The sequence below is a fragment of the Maribacter sp. genome (assembly GCF_016744255.1).
Taxonomy (GTDB): domain Bacteria; phylum Bacteroidota; class Bacteroidia; order Flavobacteriales; family Flavobacteriaceae; genus Maribacter_B.
Window position 1 is genome coordinate 1 of record NZ_JADGES010000023.1, and the last position, 16,373, is coordinate 16,373.

A 16,373-nucleotide genomic window follows, 5' to 3' on the forward strand; every position below is an offset into this window, starting at 1 on the left:
CTTGTTTTACTATTTATTTTTTTTAAATACCACCTTTTATGGTCATTTAAAGTAATCTCCTCGGTATTATAAGAATTCTCTCTTACTCTTGAATCATTAGACCATTCATAGACTTGCATCATATGTTTTTCAGATGCTTTTTCAAAAGTAATATCTACATTTTCTAATAAACTTAAAAATCTATTATGACTATTTCCATCAATAAGATTTTTTTGTATACTTATAAAAGCTTTATAATTTCCCGCCTTTATAATTTCTACAATTTTCTTATAAAAATCTTCTTCTGTATAGTTTTTAAAATTTCCTCCTTTTGCAATCGCTCCTATTTGACTCAAAGCATTGTAAATGTTCTTTTGATTTTCCACGAAATAACCTGATAAAATAGGCATTTTCACAGCGCATAGCTCATATAATATAGTGCTAGAAGGTGCAATTGCAAATTCGCATTTCTGCATTAATTCAGCTAACTCTACGCCTCCTAAATTTCTATATAATTGTAACTTCTTATTTAGTTTCTCAAGACTAAAAATAGTCTTATGTACATAAGCACCACCAAGCACAACATGTATTTCAGTAATATTATTTACCCTTAATAATGCTCGCACTGCTTTTAAGCTTAAATCTAGCATATCTGCGCCCCCAAAACAAACAAAAGCAGTATGTATCGTGCTTATTTCTCTTTGTTCCTTAGCTAAACCTAAAAAAGACGGTCTTAGAATAGCATAATTTGTCCCGAAGGCAAATTTTGTTGCCATTTTATTTTTATAATCATCTGGATAAACATTAGGAGAGTGATTTACTATTATATCTGCGGGTATATTTTTATAAAATAAATCATCTATGTAAATTAAATAATAGTCTAAGTTCTTTATTTCTTTTTGATATTCTGGTTTAAATTGATAACCATCTGCTATTACAAAATATTCTGAAGGTGAATAATTAATAGAGAGCCACTCTGGCTCTTCTATTATAGAAATGCTATTCGGAATTAATTCTACGTTATAATTTTCAGGAAAAATACTTAATGTAGAAGATTTCTTGGTTAGAAAAACAAAATCATATCTAGTTTTATAAATTTCTACTAACGCAAATAAACGATATAAATGTCCTAAGCCTGTTTCAGAATTACCATCTCCTCTAAACAGTACTTTTCGCTTCTCCATAAAATTAATTTTCTGGAATATATTGCTTTTCTACAATTCTAACAGGCCTTCCTACTGATGCAATTGCGAGCTTTAAATCTCTAGGGGTATATCTTGTAAAGTGAAATATACTTGCTGCCCCTACAGCTTCAATACTTGTTGTTGAAAACAACTCTTTAAAGTGTTCTAATTCCCCTCCTCCGCCTGAAACAACTATGGGAACCTTAATTATTTCTTCTACTTCTTTAACTAAAGGAATATCAAAACCATTCATCATACCATCATTATTAACAGATGTTAAAATAATTTCTCCAAAAGGATATGATTTAATTTTTTCTAAAAAACTATAAAGTTCTATTTTTTTATCAATTCTATTATATAAATAATAGTTTCCATCATCTCTTTTCTCAGCATCTATAGCTATAGTTATACATTGGTTTCCAAATACTTCTGCCGCTTCCTTTATGAACTCTGGATTATCAATTATTTTTGTTTTTAGAACTACTTTATCTGCTCCTATAGCTAATAAATCATGTATATCTTCAATAGTTTTAATTCCTCCTCCTAAAGCAACCGGCATAAAACATTCATTAATTATTAAACGTGCTAGTTGTAAATTCATTTTTCGGTTCTTATCAGATGCATATATATCTAAAAAAACTAATTCATCAACATTTCTATTATTATATACTTTAGCGGCTTGAACCGCATTACCAACCATTCTTGGATTCTTAGCAAAACCTTTTGTTTTAACAAGGCCAAAACCATTAAAGGTCATAATTGGTATTATTCTAGATTTAAGCATAGCTATCTAAAATTTTTTTTATTAATTGAATTCCTGCTTCCTGACTTTTTTCTGGATGAAATTGCATTGCATGAATATTCTCTTTTTGAACAGCTGCTACTAATGAATCACCGTAGTCTACAGTCATTAAAATATCATTAGGGTTTTCTGTTAAAAAATGATAACTATGGATAAAGTAATAATCTTCTTTATTAAACTCCTTGTATTTTTTATTATTATTTTTTACAGTAATCGTATTCCAACCTAGATGAGGCACTCTTAAATTATCTGATTTTATCTTTATTACTTCTCCTTTTATCCAATCTAAACCTTTAACTCTTTCTGGTTCATTCCCATAAGTTGCAATTAACTGCATTCCTAAACAAATACCAATAAAAGGCTTTTTATTTAATAATACCTCCTTCGATAGCAATTCTACAAACCCACCTTCTATAAGGTTTTCCATACCTTTTTTAAATGAGCCTACACCTGGAAGGATAATAACATCTGCCTTTTCAATTTCATATGCATTATCGGTAATAATACTATGGTAACCCATCTTTTTTATAGCTTTTTGAACTGAAGCTACATTCCCCATACCGTATTTAATAATTGCAATAGTCATTAAATAATTTCAAAGCTTCTTACTAAATTACCTTCTTCGTCTTTTAAAAATTGCCCTTCCTCATTCATTTTAAAAAGTACTGGGTTGGTATAAGAGTCTAATATTTCATCTATTTGCTCTTTAGTCATTCCTGAATAGTCCACAAATGCATTTATTGAATGATATGGGTATTTACCATCATATTTCTTAACTAACTCTAGTCCTTCTTTTCGTGTTAGACGTTTATTTCTTATATCTATACAGGCATGATCAGTTGCTCTTCCAAATCCATATTTTACAAATTTTAAATAATCGTGTAACCCATGCATTTCTTCATCTAAATTTTCGTAATTAGTATATGTTCCTTCCACTGGGCCATCTTCTTTTACTTCAAAACCATGCTGTTTTACTATATCTAAATGTTTTCTTGCATCCCAAAAGAAATAATGACCCAAAAATAAACTAGTAACGCCTGTATCTTCTAATTCTTTATCAGTTGGATAAAAATACGGGGTTAAATCTTTAGCTGTTAATCCATCAACCCCTATCATATCCTGTATTCTATTTCCTAAAAGTCCACCGAATTCTTCTAACCATCTTCTTGTAAGTTTATTTTTCTCTATACTCTCTAATGGCCCACCATATTCTTGTTGTGGGTTTTCTCCCCAAATAATTAGTGGTATTTTAAATTTTGTAGCAATATTAATGGGGATTGTAAAAATACCAATATGGTTTGGCCACATTTCATCTCCTACTCTTATAAAACCTTCTTTTACCATAGAGCGGTAAGCGTTATAGTTCTTTTTAAAATGAATTACATCTATTCCCATTTTAGATATATTATCTAAATTTCGTTGTCCTAATTCTGTTACTCTAGTAGTTTCAAAACAAACACATAATGGATTCATACCACAAATTTCTTTCATAAAATAAGCTTGATATGTAGAATCTTTTCCCCCACTAACAGGTATTAGGCAATCATAACCAATTTCATCCTCTTTATGCTTAAACTTATTAATAATAGTATAAAAATCTTTCTCTCTTTGTTTCCAGTTTATACCTTTGTCTTTAGATTCTGATGCTATGCAAGCAGAGCATATACCTTCTTCATTAAAATGCAAATCTGGTTTTGTTTCAGGAAACAAACATTTTTTACAATATCTTACTTCTACTTCCATTATTGTTTATTATAATTATACTTTATTTCTAACATTGCCCAATCTTCCATAGTGTCAACATCTTGGGCTTCATATTCTTTTAGTTCAATATATCCAGTTTTAGATGTAAAAATCTTTTTTTCATCTAAAAATCTATCTGTTTTTAACCAATAAAATTGTCCAGAATCATGAAAATAAGATTCTAAATCTTGTGAACGTGTGTTTAGGTGCTCTTTTTCTTTCATTTCTAATAACCCATCCTTATTCTTTAAGGCTCTTTGAATAGGGTATGCAAATTTTATTACTGGAACTACAGATATATACTCTGCATTTAAAATTTTTTGATAAGCTACTGTAATTAATTCTGAACTAATAAGCGCTGCAGTACTCAAAACACAACAAACATTATCAAACTCTTTTCCTTTTTTTTTATACGTAGCTAACACCTCTAAAATAACATCAGTTAAAGTAGCAAAATCATTTGCATTTTTTTTACTCCTTAAAAATGGAACTTCAGCATTATAGTCTTTTGCAATATTTGCTATTTCTATATCATCTGTAGAAACCATAATTTCGTCAAAAAGACAACTATCTCTTACTGCTTCTATTACATACGCAATTATTGGCTTCCCAAATAGCTTTTTTATGTTTTTTCTAGGAATTCTTTTACTTCCTCCTCGAGCCGGAATTATTGCTAAATTACTCATTTACAAAAGATAGTACTTTTTTAATTATAAAAATTTGTTCTTTATCTGTCAGGGTAGGATACATTGGTAAACTTATACATTTGGAATAATATGTTTCTGCATTAATAAGATTTACTCCCTTATAGCCAATATCTTCATAATATGGTAATTTATGTACTGGTATATAATGTATTTGTGCGAAAATTTTATGTTCCTTTAAATAATCATAAAGCCCTTTTCTATCTTCTACTTCAATTACAAATAAGTGATGTGCATTATAAGAATTAGAAGGTAACGATTGATACTTTATTTTACCCTCAAAAGCTTCCTTATAACTTTTTGCTATTTCATTCCTCCTCTTCACTCCAGCATTATTTTTTGCCAATTGTGTAATTCCTAATGCAGATTGAATATCTGTTAGCCTGTAATTAAACCCCAATTCTTGCATTTCATAAAACCACCCTCCATGATTTTCAGACATGTTCTCCTTTGTAATTCCATGAGATCGTAACGAGAGTAATTTCTTATATAACTCTTCATTATTAGTTGTCACCATTCCTCCTTCACCACAAGCAATATGTTTTACAGGATGGAAAGAAAATATACTCATTTCTGAAAAATTACCATTTCCGCACATTTGTTTAGTGCCTTTTGAATCTTTAAAAGAACCCCCTGGAGCATGACAGGCATCTTCAATTATCCATAAATCATGCTTGTTTGCTAGCTCTCTAAATGCTTCTAAATTTACTGGAAGCCCCGCAAAATCTACTGGTATTATACCTTTAAAAAAACCTTTAGGCTTACTCTCTATTAATTTTTCGGTGCTCTTCAAAGATAGTAGGTAAGAATCTGAGTCTATATCTGCAAACCACACCTCACCGCCAGCATATCGTACGCAATTTGCTGAAGCAGCAAAAGTTATTGGTGTCGTAATCACTCGTTCACCTGGTTTTAAGCCCAAAGCTAAAACAGCAATATGTAAACCCGCGGTAGCATTACTGACTGCTACCGCATATTTACTACCAACATATTCTGCAAATTGATTTTCGAACTCTTGAACTTTTGGTCCTTGAGTTAAATAATCTGCTGTTAATGTATTTATTACAGCATTAATATCTTCTTGATCTATAGACTGTCTTCCGTAAGGGATTGCTTGCATTATATACTAAAATTAGGATCTACATGTTCCATAATAAGGTTTCTTAAAGTTTCCACTGTTTCCCACTCCTCATTTTCTCCAGAGTTATAGCTAAAGTTTGGTTCCACAGGTTTTGCTTTGAATTCATTTATAAACTCTTCTAAAGACCAATTATGGGTTGCGGGTAAAATAGTAAAGTATTTACCTAAATCGTACGTGTAAAATGAATCTGATGGGGTAATCATTTCTTCATGAATTTTTTCTCCTGGTCGTATACCAACTATTGGCTTAGAACACTCTGGTCCTATTGCTTCTGCTACATCCATAATTTTGTATGATGGAATTTTAGGAACATAAATTTCCCCGCCCCAAGCATTGTTTAATGCATGCATAACCATATCTACTCCACCTTGCAAAGATATATTAAAACGAGTCATATTGGGTTCCGTTATTGGTAATACTCCTTCTTTTTTCTTGTTAATAAAAAAAGGAATAACAGAGCCGTTTGACCCCATTACATTACCATACCTTACCACAGAAAACCTTATAGGGTTATCCCCCTTTATGTTATTTGCTGCTACAAATAATTTATCTGAAGTTAATTTAGTAGCACCATATAAATTTATAGGAGCACATGCTTTATCCGTAGACAATGCTACTACACTCTCTACATTCGTTTCAAAACAAGCGTCAACTACATTTTGTGCCCCTCCAATATTAGTTTTAATACACTCTTCTGGGTTGTATTCCGCCAAATGCACATGCTTCATTGCTGCAGCATGAATAACATAATCTACATCTTTAAAAGCTCTAACTAAACGACCCCTATCCCTAACATCTCCAATAAAAAATCGCATTTGAGGAAACTTATCAAGAGGAAATTCTTGAGCCATTTGAAACTGTTTCTGCTCATCTCTTGAAAAAATAATTAATCTTCTTATCTCAGAATGGTTAGATAAAATATGTTTTGTTAATGCTTTACCTAAAGATCCTGTTCCTCCAGTAATTAAAAGTGATTTCTCTTTAAAATTCATTCTTTTATATATGTTATATTATTCTAAAACACTATTTTTTGGCCTTATAGCAAAAGTACGATAATTCTTCTCTTTCTTAAGAATGGAATTATTTTCAATACTATTTTCTTGTAATATTAGCTTCGCAAAATCATACCAAGTCATAGGAATATCATCCGTAAAATGCTTTATTCCAAAATTAACATTCTCATTAACTATTTTCTCCATAATAAATAAGGCCAAATTTAAAGCATTTGTAGGACAACCTATTTGCTCATCTGTTACGCTCAAAATTTCTCCTCTTTTAGCCTTCTCTACTATCGTTTTGTAAAAATTATTTCCATATTTTTTGCTATACAACCAAGAAGTACGAATAATAAAATACTTGTTTAGAGTTTTTTGGATATACTTTTCACCCTCCAATTTAGATTTTCCATATTCATTTATAGGATTAGGTATATCATTAACAGTATATGGTGTCTTCTTTTCCCCATCGAAAACATAATCTGTAGAGATATGAATTAAAACCACCTCAGCTTCTAAACAATTTTTTGCCAAGTTTTTAACCGCCTCTTCGTTTATTCTAAAAGCAATTTCTGGATTTTTCTCGGCTTGCTCCACATTAGTATAAGCGGCACAATTAATACAGTAATCGTACTTATTGGTGGAAAATATACTGTGAACTTGAGCAATGTTTGTTATATCTAGTTCCTTTGAACTTTTAAAATCGAACCTTAATTCGGTATAATTTTTTGCCACTTCTTGTATCGATTTTCCCAATTGTCCATTGGCTCCAGTAACTAAAATATATTTCATAAATCTAGTTCTGAAAATAAAGGCAATTCTTTATCTTTTGATGAAAGTATCCTTTTTGAAGTTGGAAAATCCCAAATAATATTTAAGTCTGGGTCACTATATAAAATGCCTCTTTCAGACTCCTTATTATAGTAATTATCGCACTGATACGTAAAAATAGTTTCTTCTAAGGCCAAAAAACCATGAGCCATACCTTTTGGTATAAAAAGTATTTTCTTATTATCTCCTGATAGTTCTATTTTAAAGTGCTCTCCATAGGTAGGGCTGTCTTTTCTTATGTCTACCACAACATCTAGTACCCTTCCTTTTACAACGGAAACTAATTTTGCTTGTGCGTATTTACCTTCTTGAAAGTGGAGCCCTCTAAGAGTTCCTTCTTTAGATATAGATTGATTGGTTTGAATAAAATTTACCTCATAACCAATAGCCTTATCTAATTTTTCTTTTTGATATGCCTCAAAAAAAAGCCCTCTCTCATCTTTGAAAATAGCTGGCTCTATTACAATACAACCCTTTAAATTTGTCTTGATTACTTTCAATATTCCTATTTTAAATCTAACAAATACTTACCGTAACCACTTTTAAGAAGTGGTTTTGCTAGTTCCTGTAATTCTTCTTTATTGATGTAGCCCATATTATACGCAACCTCCTCAATAGCCCCTATTTTTAAGCCTTGTCGTTCCTCTATTACTTGTACAAATTGGGAAGCTTTCATTAAAGAACTGAATGTTCCGGTATCTAACCAAGCGGTTCCACTATCTAAAATACTAACGCTTAATTTTCCTTTTTCTAAATACACTCGATTAATATCCGTAATTTCTAACTCTCCTCTGCTACTAGGCGTTATCTGCTTAGCTATACTTACCACTTCATTATCATAAAAATAAACTCCTGGTACTGCGTAATTAGATTTTGGCTGTTTAGGCTTTTCCTCTATAGAAATAGCTTTCCCATGAGAATTAAACTCCACTACTCCATATCTCTCAGGATCTTGTACATGATACGCATAAATTATACCTCCATCTGGGTTGCTATTTTTTTGAAGAAGTTTTGCTAATCCTGAGCCATAAAATATATTATCCCCTAAAATTAATGCCACTTTATCATTACCAATAAAATCTTCTCCTAGAACAAAAGCCTCTGCCAATCCGTTAGGGTTTTCTTGTGATATATATTTAAAATTACATCCTAATTGAGAACCATCCCCCAATAAATTCTTAAACAAAGAAACGTCTTTAGGTGTTGTAATAAACAAAATTTCTCTTATCCCTGCAGACATAAGTGTTGCAAGAGGATAATAAATCATAGGCTTATTATAAATAGGCATTAATTGCTTACTTATCGATAATGTCAACGGATATAATCGTGTTCCTGATCCGCCTGCTAATATAATCCCCTTCATTTTATACGTTTAAAGGTATTGTTTTTGATAATATTCCTTATAAGAACCAGATGTAACATTATCTAGCCAGTCCTTATTATCTAAATACCAATCAACGGTTTTAGACAGCCCTTCCTCAAAAGTAACACTAGGTTTCCATCCTAGTTCCTTATTAATTTTATTTGCATCAATAGCGTACCGTAAATCATGCCCTGGTCTATCTTTAACGTAAGTTATTAATCTTTCACTTTCCCCATCTTCCCTATAAAGCTTTTGATCCATTAATCTGCAAAGCGTTTTTATCAAATCTATATTTTTCCATTCATTAAAACCACCAATATTATAGGTTTCATGATTTTTTCCCTTGTGAAAAACTAAGTCTATAGCAATGGCATGATCTTCTACAAACAACCAATCTCTTGTATAGTTCCCGTCCCCATAAACTGGTAAAGTTTCCTTATTAATAATGTTATTGATAAATAAGGGAATTAATTTTTCTGGAAAATGATTTGGACCATAATTATTAGAACAATTGGTTATTACGTATGGAAAGTCATAAGTTTTTCCATAAGACCTCACAAAATGATCCGAACTCGCTTTTGATGCAGCATACGGAGAACTAGGGTCATACGCTGTCTCTTCAGTAAACAAACTTTTATTTTCTATTAAACTTCCATAAACCTCATCTGTGCTTATATGATAAAATCTATTATTTACGGTATTGCCCCATAATTTCTTGGCAGCCTGTAGTAAATTTAAAGTACCTATAACATTAGTTTTCACAAAAGCTAATGGATCTTCTATTGAACGATCTACATGAGACTCTGCCGCTAAATGAATTACGGAATCGAATTGGTATTTTTCAAAAATTTCAAAAACAAAAGAAGTATCCACTATATCTCCTTTTATAAAAGTATAATTGGGTTCCTTTTCTATATCCTTTAAGTTTTCCAAATTCCCCGCATAGGTAAGTGCATCTAAATTATAAACCTTATAGTTTGGGTATTTAAGCACAAACCTTCTAACAACGTGGGAGCCTATAAAACCTGCTCCTCCTGTAATTAATATTCTTTGGTTTGCTCTTGTATTCATTTATAATAATTCCTTTGTTCTTTTATTTAAAAATTTTAACAAAGACCACATAAAAAACAGTATTACTAAAACGGTTGGTATCAAAGTAAGTCCATCTTTTAAAAACTCTTTTTTTATTTGTTGAGGGCCTCCAAAACTTAAAATTTTAATAGTTTCTTTATGCTCTCTTTTTAATAATTTATTTGCAGCCGAACTTTCTATCAAATTATTTTTTAAATTGAATAGTTGGGGAATATTAAGTCCTTCTTCTCCTCCTAAAAGAACCATGCCTTCTCCCTTTTCATTAGCACTAGATTTATTTCCAAGTGCCTTAGAGTAATTTGTAATTAATACATCTATTTGTTTAATTAACTCTTCGTTTTCTTTTATTCTGGATTCAGAATTGAATAAATAAATTTCCTTTAACTCCTTAAAATAGTTATTATCATTAATAAAAAGCATAATTTTTTTAGCAGCATCTTGACCCAATTCAGCGTTTTTATAATAGAAAGAGATTTTATGATTTACATAACTGCTAGCCAATACTTCATTCTTTATAACTTCTTTAATAGAATTATCATCTTTCAGGTTTCCTAAGTAGTCTAAATATTTTAAAGACTGCTCTAAATCAACATTCGATTTAGATTGTACTGGTTGAATCTCAATTTTCAACCCTTTTAATTCTTCCAAATTAATTTCCAAACCGCTGTAAAAATCATAATCCTTTCCTTTAATTTTTGACTGTAATTCAGAAACTATACCATACAAATAGTCTTTACTTTCAAAATTAGGTTTTACAATTACTTCCGTTTTTTTTGTGATTTCAGATATTTGACTTAATCCATAACCAATCCCAACTCCTATCACAGAAAGAATTGCAAGGATGAGTATATTCTTTTTTAAATATAAGAACACTCTAAGAAAGCCAATAAACACCTTATGGAACCCATTACGGATTATCTGAAATAGCTGCCCTAAATCTATCTCATCTGAGGAATTATTATTTGTTGGTAAATTATCTGCCATTTCTTTTAATTATTAAATATCTGTTTTAAAATTTTATCCGTGATTAAATAAGTTGGTTTTACTCCTGTAGTTCCTAGCCCCCCAGAAGCTAAAGTACTTCCTGTTTCTAATGGATTATCTGATGCGTAATAGGCATACCTTACTTTTACATCTTCTTTTATACTCTTCCGTATTTTTGATGCAGATTGTATTGCTTTTTGGTAATGTACTCCTTCCATTTCTAAACCTATTACATTCCAAGTTGATTCATGGAAAAACTTAAGAATATCTTTATTTTGAAGTGATGTTCCAAGAACAGAAACCATTGATCCTTCAAAAACCTCTAAACCATGTCCCTTAAAATCTTCTGCACATAATTCATTTTCAAAAGGGTAATTATCCGCAGAACCTTCAAAGATATGAGAAGTCGGAATCATTAAATCTCCTTTTCCTCCTTCTAAAATCCCTGCCTTACCCATAATAGAAATAGAATCTATATTCAAAAACTGGGGCTCTTGGTTCTCTTTTTTATATGGTTTTAATAATTCATCAATCGTTTCATAGGCCTGTTCACCAAAAGCATAATCCATCACAAAAATTACCGGAATATCTTCTGTTTTTGTTTTATTTGATAGATTATAACAGCAAGCTTCTTTTCCTATTTTAGCCATATCAAAAATCTGAACATCTATATTTGTTCCAGACTTATCATAAATACTAATCATTCCATTTTTGGCAGCTACAGACTTAACCTTGTTTCTTAATTTCTCATTTTCAGGAGAACTCAACCCTTCATAAATATCTAAAGAATCGGTAGTTTCATTAAACTCTTTCTTTAAAGCATTTTTTGCAAAAAGAGAGTTCATAACGCTATGCATATTGGCACTTATAATATGAATTGGCCTATTTAATAGATTATTCTTACTGAGCGTTTCTTTAATAGTATTTGCCCATATGTCTCCATGAATATGATGGCCTAAACGTTCTCGTAATATAGCGCTAAAGGTAATAACTCTTTTATCTCCAGAAACTTCTTCTTCTATTGCTAACTTACCTAACCAATAAATTATTCTTAGAAACCTATCTGGATCTGTAATAGTAGCAAACTTGCTATATACACCTATAATCTCTTCAAAAGATCTACCTAATATATTTGCTGTATGTATTAAAGCTACTTCTCTTTCTGCTTGCGTAAGTTTCTTTTTGTTTACTGCAGATTCTAACTTAGCCCAATCCCTAATTGTCTTATCGGTATCTTCTATTAAAACACGTTTGCAAATCTTTTCTGATTCAATAAACAAAAAAGTTAAATGGGTAAGGATATCATATATATCGGATCTTCCACGTGTAATTTCAATATTCATTTGCTCATCGTCTATACGGTAGCAATTTCTTCTTCTCTTAGGGGGTACAATAGCCTTAAAATGAGATTTACGATAGCCTTCATCTGACGTAAGGTTAATATAGCTGCATTGCTCAATGCCTTCTGGCAAACGTTCAAGCACATAGATTAACCCGCTAAGCTCTGCTTTTTCCTCTGCAATTGAACCATAAATTTCTGGCCTTAACAAAAGTAAAGCATGCTTTAGGGTTTCTCCTGAAACTCCCGTTGGCTTATAAAACCCACGATTAAATAAATGACGCATTGTAATATATAAGCGCTCTATTGCATTGGTAGATTCTTGCGCTCTAGTTGTAGTAATTGCTTTTCCCATAAACAAGTTTAATGTAAAATTACAATTATTATTTAAGTATTATATTCTTCCTAACTTTATTAAACCATCTGCTAACTTACGATCGTTAGATAATCGTTGTATTTTATTCTGCCCTCCCAATTTTCCTATCGATTTCATATAGGTTTTAAAACCTCCGTTAACTATCTGAGTAACTTTTAAAGTTTGCAATACATTCCCTACTATAAGATCATAATAATAACTATTCTGATCTTGCAAAGATTGATCTAAAATGGCAATAAACTTTTCCATATTATTTGGTAAAGTTTCAAATTCTATAAACCATTCATGATATGGTAATTCGTTCTCTTTTGGGATTATCTGTGGAGCCACTGTAAACTCATTTACACTGGCATTTGTAGCTATAATTGCGTCTTGCATAGCTTGCTCCACTTCCTTGGCTATTACATGTTCTCCAAAAGCAGAAATAAAATGTTTAATACGGCCAGAAACGATTATTTTATAGGGCTTTAAAGAAATAAACTGAATGGTATCTCCTAAGTTATATCCCCATAAACCAGCATTTGTAGAGATAATCATTACATAGTTTACATGTAACTGAACATCTTTAATGGTTACTCTTTCCGCGTTCTCATCAAAATATTCATCTGCTTTTATAAACTCGTAAAAAATTCCTGCATTTAGTAGTAACAATAATCCTTTTTCCTTTTGCGAATTTTGGTACGCAAAAAAGCCCTCACTAGCAGGAAATAACTCTATACTATCGACTTTTCGACCAATTAAGTTTTCAAATTTAGCTCTATATGGTTCGTAATTAACTCCACCATAAATAAATAAATTGAAATTTTTAAATAGCTCTCCGACCTTTATATTTGTTTTTTCGTTAAGTTTTTCAAAATACATTTGTACCCAAGAAGGTATTCCTGCAATAACAGTCATATCTTCATTCACCGTTTCTTCAACAATTGCATTTACCTTCGTTTCCCAATCTTCAATACAATTAGTCTCCCAGCTTGGTAGTCTGTTTTTTTGCAAATAGTTAGGCACATAATGTGCTGAAATACCCGAGAGTCTTCCCAGTTTAACTCCATTCTTTAATTCTAACTCTGGACTACCTTGTAAAAAAATCATTTTCCCGTCTACAAAAGAGGTATTTCCGGTCTCCTGTATATACGTTAGAATAGCATTACGAGAAGCGTTTACCTGTTCCTTAATAGATTCACGGGTTATTGGTATGTATTTAGAACCCGAAGTTGTTCCCGAAGTTTTTGCAAAATAAATTGGTTTTCCTGGCCACAAAATATCTTGTTCCCCGGCAACCATCTTTTCTACATATGGTTTTAAATCTTCATAATCCCTAACAGGAACTGCAGCTGCAAAATCTTTATAGGATTTAATATTTATAAAATCATGATCTTTTCCAAAAACGGTATTCTTCGCTTTCTTTATTAAGCTATGAAAAACCTCTTCTTGTGTTTTCTCGGGGTTATTCACCCATTTATTAGTCTTATTAACTACTCTTTGGGCAAATATTTTAGCTGAAAACGATTTTAATGACATTGCTTTTATTTAAAATCTATAAAATCTATTGGGTTTACCGGAGTTCCATTATTCCATAACTCAAAATGCAAATGTGGCCCAGTAGTTAATTCACCGGTATTACCTACAGAAGCAATTACTTCACCTGCTCGCACCACTTCTCCCTGTCTTTTATTTAAGGAACCATTATGTTTATAAACACTTAGCAGTCCGTCTTTATGTTCTATAATAATAACATACCCCGTATCCGCTGTCCATTCAGAAAAAATCACCACCCCATTGGCCACCGCTTTAACTGGTGTGTCTATCGGAGCAACCACATCTACCCCAAAATGTTTGCTCTGATTATCATGTTTTTGAGATAGAATTCCAGAAATCGGAGAAAAAAGTATCAAATCTGTTTTACTAGCTGTTTGTTCAAATAAATTGTATTTATCCTCGAGAGCAACCTCTGCGCGCAAAATAGAGTCTTCCTTGATAGGCGTTAAGTCAACCGAAGAAGGGTCTAGCTTAAATTGTTCAAAAAGAGAATCTCTATTTACTTGATTATTAGCTATATCCCCTTTTAACACCATACGAATATTCTCTAAATACTTATTGGTATAATTTAAAGTTCGCACTAAAGAATCTGTTCTGTATGTAAGCTCTGTTGCTTGTCTTTTTAATTTTGTAGAAGAATATCCAGGTATATATTCCCGTAAAGGCGTAAAGGCTATTAACAAAGTAGTAAGGCCAATTAAACCAATAATGCATAATGTTCCTGTAACAAAAACATTAAGTCTACTTAGCTTAAAAGAAACTTTTTCTTCAAAAGTATTTTCATTCAGTATTACCAAACGATACTTGTGAAGTAACTTTCTTTTTATTTCTTTTCTTTTTTTTGTCTTTTTAGCCATTCCCTACAAATATAATGCTAGAATTATACTTTAACTAGTTCTCTGATAATTTATCCATTTTAATAGATATTATAAAAGCTTTATAATTAAATTTATTCTATGTATTCTCTTAAGAGAATAGCCCTTTATTCAGTATACAAAAGAACTTATACCTATTATTTTTCTTTCTTATTTACCAAAAACCAAAAATTAATATTTACTCTTAGCTGTAAATTAACAGGAGTATATAATCTTTTTAGTACCTTTGTTTTCCACAAAATCATATATTATGATAGCTTTACAAACATTTTTAGCCATTGGTGCTCCACAAATAATATTAGTAGTAGTAGTAGTTCTTCTGTTATTTGGAGGTAAAAAAATTCCGGAACTAATGAGAGGATTAGGTAGCGGTATTAAAGAATTTAAAGACGCATCTAAAGAGGATGAAAAATTAGAGGAAAACAAAAAAGAATAAATTTTTTTTATAAATTTTATAAAAAACCCAGCAAATGCTGGGTTTTTTTTGCCTTTTTTATACCCAAAAGTACTTGTAGCTGGCATAAACATTATATTTTAGATACTTAATTTTGGAAGAAAAATACATAACCCTAGTATTTACAACGCATTAAACATAGTTCGCAACAAAAAGAAAAAATTCCCTACCAAGAAACTTAGATTTGAGTTTAAATTATACGTGCTAACAATATCACAACCATGTTATTAGCATTTAGTCTATGTTTTACAATCGTTTTTATAAACCTTTTGCATCCGTTATAACAAAGACTGCTGTTTTTCTGTTGTTTTTTCTATTAAACACCTTTGTAATTCATTCCCAAATTAATAATACGGACTACAATATTAGCCTTTACTCTACAAATATAGGGGCTGGCTGTAGGTTTCCCTAAAAGCAGAATCGTTAATAATTAGAACTTACTAACTTTAAATTCAAACTGTCATTATGAAAAATAGCAGTTAAAACTGGTGGTCGATTTTTAAGTATAGATTGATCCAAAGGAAGGTATAAACACCCAGATGTTCTTTTTAATGAAAATATAAATAGTGAATTTTTACCATCCATAGGAGCGGGGAATTTTTACCATACAAACAATGCCTATGATAGGAATCTCTACTCCCTATATTCTTTACAGCAAACGGTATGATGCAATAAGCGAATCTATTGGTAAAGACCGTATGCACTTATATTTTATAGGAAGATATGTCTTTAATATTAATCCTTCTTTAAAGTTTAAACCATCCACTTTTGTTAAATATGTAGAGGGAGCTCCATTAATTGCAGACGTATCCCTAAACTTCCTTTTATACGAAAGGCTAAATTTAGGCGTTAACTATAGATGGGATGATTCCATTGGGGTCCTTTTTGGCTTCCAAATTAACCCGCAATTTAATATAGGCTATGCCCTATGATTATAACACGAATGAGCTAAATACATATAACTCTGGTACACAT

At 31.2% G+C, this 16,373-nt stretch carries 17 protein-coding genes; 2 read left to right on the forward strand and 15 right to left on the reverse strand.

The genetic code is table 11. From position 1 onward, the window contains the following. The 15 genes from pseG to QZZ51_RS05980 all read right to left on the reverse strand — a co-directional run. A partial coding sequence (gene pseG, locus QZZ51_RS05910) for a UDP-2,4-diacetamido-2,4,6-trideoxy-beta-L-altropyranose hydrolase (RefSeq protein WP_291867256.1) occupies nucleotides 1–1,163 on the reverse strand: 1,163 nt, incomplete at its 3' end. 4 nt (nucleotides 1,164–1,167) lie between these two features. Continuing rightward, nucleotides 1,168–1,947, reverse strand: a complete 780-nt coding sequence (locus tag QZZ51_RS05915; protein ID WP_291867258.1) for an imidazole glycerol phosphate synthase cyclase subunit — start codon at nucleotides 1,945–1,947, stop codon at nucleotides 1,168–1,170. Continuing rightward, nucleotides 1,940–2,551 (reverse strand): imidazole glycerol phosphate synthase subunit HisH, encoded by a 612-nt coding sequence (hisH, locus tag QZZ51_RS05920; RefSeq protein ID WP_291867260.1) that lies wholly within the window; start codon nucleotides 2,549–2,551, stop codon nucleotides 1,940–1,942. Before hisH ends, QZZ51_RS05915 begins: the two co-directional genes overlap by 8 nt. Next, nucleotides 2,551–3,708, reverse strand: coding sequence for an N-acetyl sugar amidotransferase (locus tag QZZ51_RS05925; protein WP_291867262.1), 1,158 nt, complete (start codon nucleotides 3,706–3,708; stop codon nucleotides 2,551–2,553). The genes hisH and QZZ51_RS05925 overlap by 1 nt, the downstream gene beginning before the upstream one ends. Continuing rightward, complete coding sequence (pseF, locus tag QZZ51_RS05930; protein ID WP_291867264.1) at nucleotides 3,708–4,394, reverse strand: pseudaminic acid cytidylyltransferase; 687 nt, start codon at nucleotides 4,392–4,394, stop codon at nucleotides 3,708–3,710. Before pseF ends, QZZ51_RS05925 begins: the two co-directional genes overlap by 1 nt. Next, entirely contained in the window at nucleotides 4,387–5,532 is a 1,146-nt protein-coding gene (gene pseC / locus QZZ51_RS05935) for a UDP-4-amino-4,6-dideoxy-N-acetyl-beta-L-altrosamine transaminase (protein ID WP_291867267.1), read from the reverse strand. The genes pseF and pseC overlap by 8 nt, the downstream gene beginning before the upstream one ends. Continuing rightward, on the reverse strand, nucleotides 5,532–6,545 hold the full coding sequence (gene pseB / locus QZZ51_RS05940; RefSeq protein WP_291867270.1) for a UDP-N-acetylglucosamine 4,6-dehydratase (inverting): 1,014 nt from the start codon (nucleotides 6,543–6,545) through the stop codon (nucleotides 5,532–5,534). Before pseB ends, pseC begins: the two co-directional genes overlap by 1 nt. An 18-nt stretch (nucleotides 6,546–6,563) precedes the next feature. Further along, nucleotides 6,564–7,340 carry a dTDP-4-dehydrorhamnose reductase gene (rfbD, locus tag QZZ51_RS05945; RefSeq protein WP_291867273.1) on the reverse strand — a complete coding sequence of 259 codons (777 nt, stop codon included), beginning with the start codon at nucleotides 7,338–7,340 and terminating at the stop codon, nucleotides 6,564–6,566. Further along, nucleotides 7,337–7,879: a dTDP-4-dehydrorhamnose 3,5-epimerase gene (gene rfbC / locus QZZ51_RS05950; protein ID WP_291867276.1), complete on the reverse strand. Its 543-nt coding sequence runs from the start codon at nucleotides 7,877–7,879 to the stop codon at nucleotides 7,337–7,339. The genes rfbD and rfbC overlap by 4 nt, the downstream gene beginning before the upstream one ends. Before the next feature lie 5 nt (nucleotides 7,880–7,884). Continuing rightward, the gene (gene rfbA, locus QZZ51_RS05955) at nucleotides 7,885–8,742 is read right to left on the reverse strand and encodes a glucose-1-phosphate thymidylyltransferase RfbA (protein ID WP_291867281.1); all 858 of its coding nucleotides are present in this window, start codon (nucleotides 8,740–8,742) and stop codon (nucleotides 7,885–7,887) included. 9 nt (nucleotides 8,743–8,751) lie between these two features. Next, complete coding sequence (rfbB, locus tag QZZ51_RS05960; RefSeq protein ID WP_291867284.1) at nucleotides 8,752–9,813, reverse strand: dTDP-glucose 4,6-dehydratase; 1,062 nt, start codon at nucleotides 9,811–9,813, stop codon at nucleotides 8,752–8,754. Next, a complete protein-coding gene (locus tag QZZ51_RS05965) occupies nucleotides 9,814–10,818 on the reverse strand; it encodes a hypothetical protein (protein ID WP_291867288.1) in 1,005 nt (334 codons plus the stop codon). It lies immediately after the preceding gene. Nucleotides 10,819–10,823: 5 nt separating this feature from the next. After that, nucleotides 10,824–12,512, reverse strand: coding sequence for a hypothetical protein (locus QZZ51_RS05970; RefSeq protein WP_291867290.1), 1,689 nt, complete (start codon nucleotides 12,510–12,512; stop codon nucleotides 10,824–10,826). Nucleotides 12,513–12,551: 39 nt separating this feature from the next. After that, nucleotides 12,552–14,051 carry a GH3 auxin-responsive promoter family protein gene (locus QZZ51_RS05975; protein ID WP_291867292.1) on the reverse strand — a complete coding sequence of 500 codons (1,500 nt, stop codon included), beginning with the start codon at nucleotides 14,049–14,051 and terminating at the stop codon, nucleotides 12,552–12,554. 5 nt (nucleotides 14,052–14,056) lie between these two features. Next, nucleotides 14,057–14,926: a M23 family metallopeptidase gene (locus QZZ51_RS05980; RefSeq protein ID WP_291867294.1), complete on the reverse strand. Its 870-nt coding sequence runs from the start codon at nucleotides 14,924–14,926 to the stop codon at nucleotides 14,057–14,059. 268 nt (nucleotides 14,927–15,194) lie between these two features. Here QZZ51_RS05980 and tatA point away from each other — a divergent pair, with 268 nt between their 5' ends. Continuing rightward, entirely contained in the window at nucleotides 15,195–15,380 is a 186-nt protein-coding gene (gene tatA / locus QZZ51_RS05985; RefSeq protein WP_291867297.1) for a twin-arginine translocase TatA/TatE family subunit, read from the forward strand. Between the two features lie 638 nt (nucleotides 15,381–16,018). Further along, nucleotides 16,019–16,330, forward strand: a complete 312-nt coding sequence (locus QZZ51_RS05990) for a type IX secretion system membrane protein PorP/SprF (protein WP_291867299.1) — start codon at nucleotides 16,019–16,021, stop codon at nucleotides 16,328–16,330. Nucleotides 16,331–16,373: the final 43 nt, after the last annotated feature.

Excerpts from the sequence above, each read along its gene's own strand:
- hisH (WP_291867260.1), bottom strand. The coding sequence starts at position 2,551 with ATGACTATTGCAATTATTAAATACGGTATGGGGAATGTAGCTTCAGTT.
- QZZ51_RS05975 (WP_291867292.1), bottom strand. The coding sequence starts at position 14,051 with ATGTCATTAAAATCGTTTTCAGCTAAAATATTTGCCCAAAGAGTAGTT.
- QZZ51_RS05965 (WP_291867288.1), bottom strand. The coding sequence starts at position 10,818 with ATGGCAGATAATTTACCAACAAATAATAATTCCTCAGATGAGATAGAT.
- QZZ51_RS05925 (WP_291867262.1), bottom strand. The coding sequence starts at position 3,708 with ATGGAAGTAGAAGTAAGATATTGTAAAAAATGTTTGTTTCCTGAAACA.
- rfbA (WP_291867281.1), bottom strand. The coding sequence starts at position 8,742 with ATGAAGGGGATTATATTAGCAGGCGGATCAGGAACACGATTATATCCG.
- pseB (WP_291867270.1), bottom strand. The coding sequence starts at position 6,545 with ATGAATTTTAAAGAGAAATCACTTTTAATTACTGGAGGAACAGGATCT.
- QZZ51_RS05990 (WP_291867299.1), top strand. The coding sequence starts at position 16,019 with ATGATAGGAATCTCTACTCCCTATATTCTTTACAGCAAACGGTATGAT.
- QZZ51_RS05970 (WP_291867290.1), bottom strand. The coding sequence starts at position 12,512 with ATGGGAAAAGCAATTACTACAACTAGAGCGCAAGAATCTACCAATGCA.
- rfbD (WP_291867273.1), bottom strand. The coding sequence starts at position 7,340 with ATGAAATATATTTTAGTTACTGGAGCCAATGGACAATTGGGAAAATCG.
- tatA (WP_291867297.1), top strand. The coding sequence starts at position 15,195 with ATGATAGCTTTACAAACATTTTTAGCCATTGGTGCTCCACAAATAATA.
- QZZ51_RS05980 (WP_291867294.1), bottom strand. The coding sequence starts at position 14,926 with ATGGCTAAAAAGACAAAAAAAAGAAAAGAAATAAAAAGAAAGTTACTT.
- pseF (WP_291867264.1), bottom strand. The coding sequence starts at position 4,394 with ATGAGTAATTTAGCAATAATTCCGGCTCGAGGAGGAAGTAAAAGAATT.
- pseC (WP_291867267.1), bottom strand. The coding sequence starts at position 5,532 with ATGCAAGCAATCCCTTACGGAAGACAGTCTATAGATCAAGAAGATATT.
- rfbB (WP_291867284.1), bottom strand. The coding sequence starts at position 9,813 with ATGAATACAAGAGCAAACCAAAGAATATTAATTACAGGAGGAGCAGGT.
- QZZ51_RS05915 (WP_291867258.1), bottom strand. The coding sequence starts at position 1,947 with ATGCTTAAATCTAGAATAATACCAATTATGACCTTTAATGGTTTTGGC.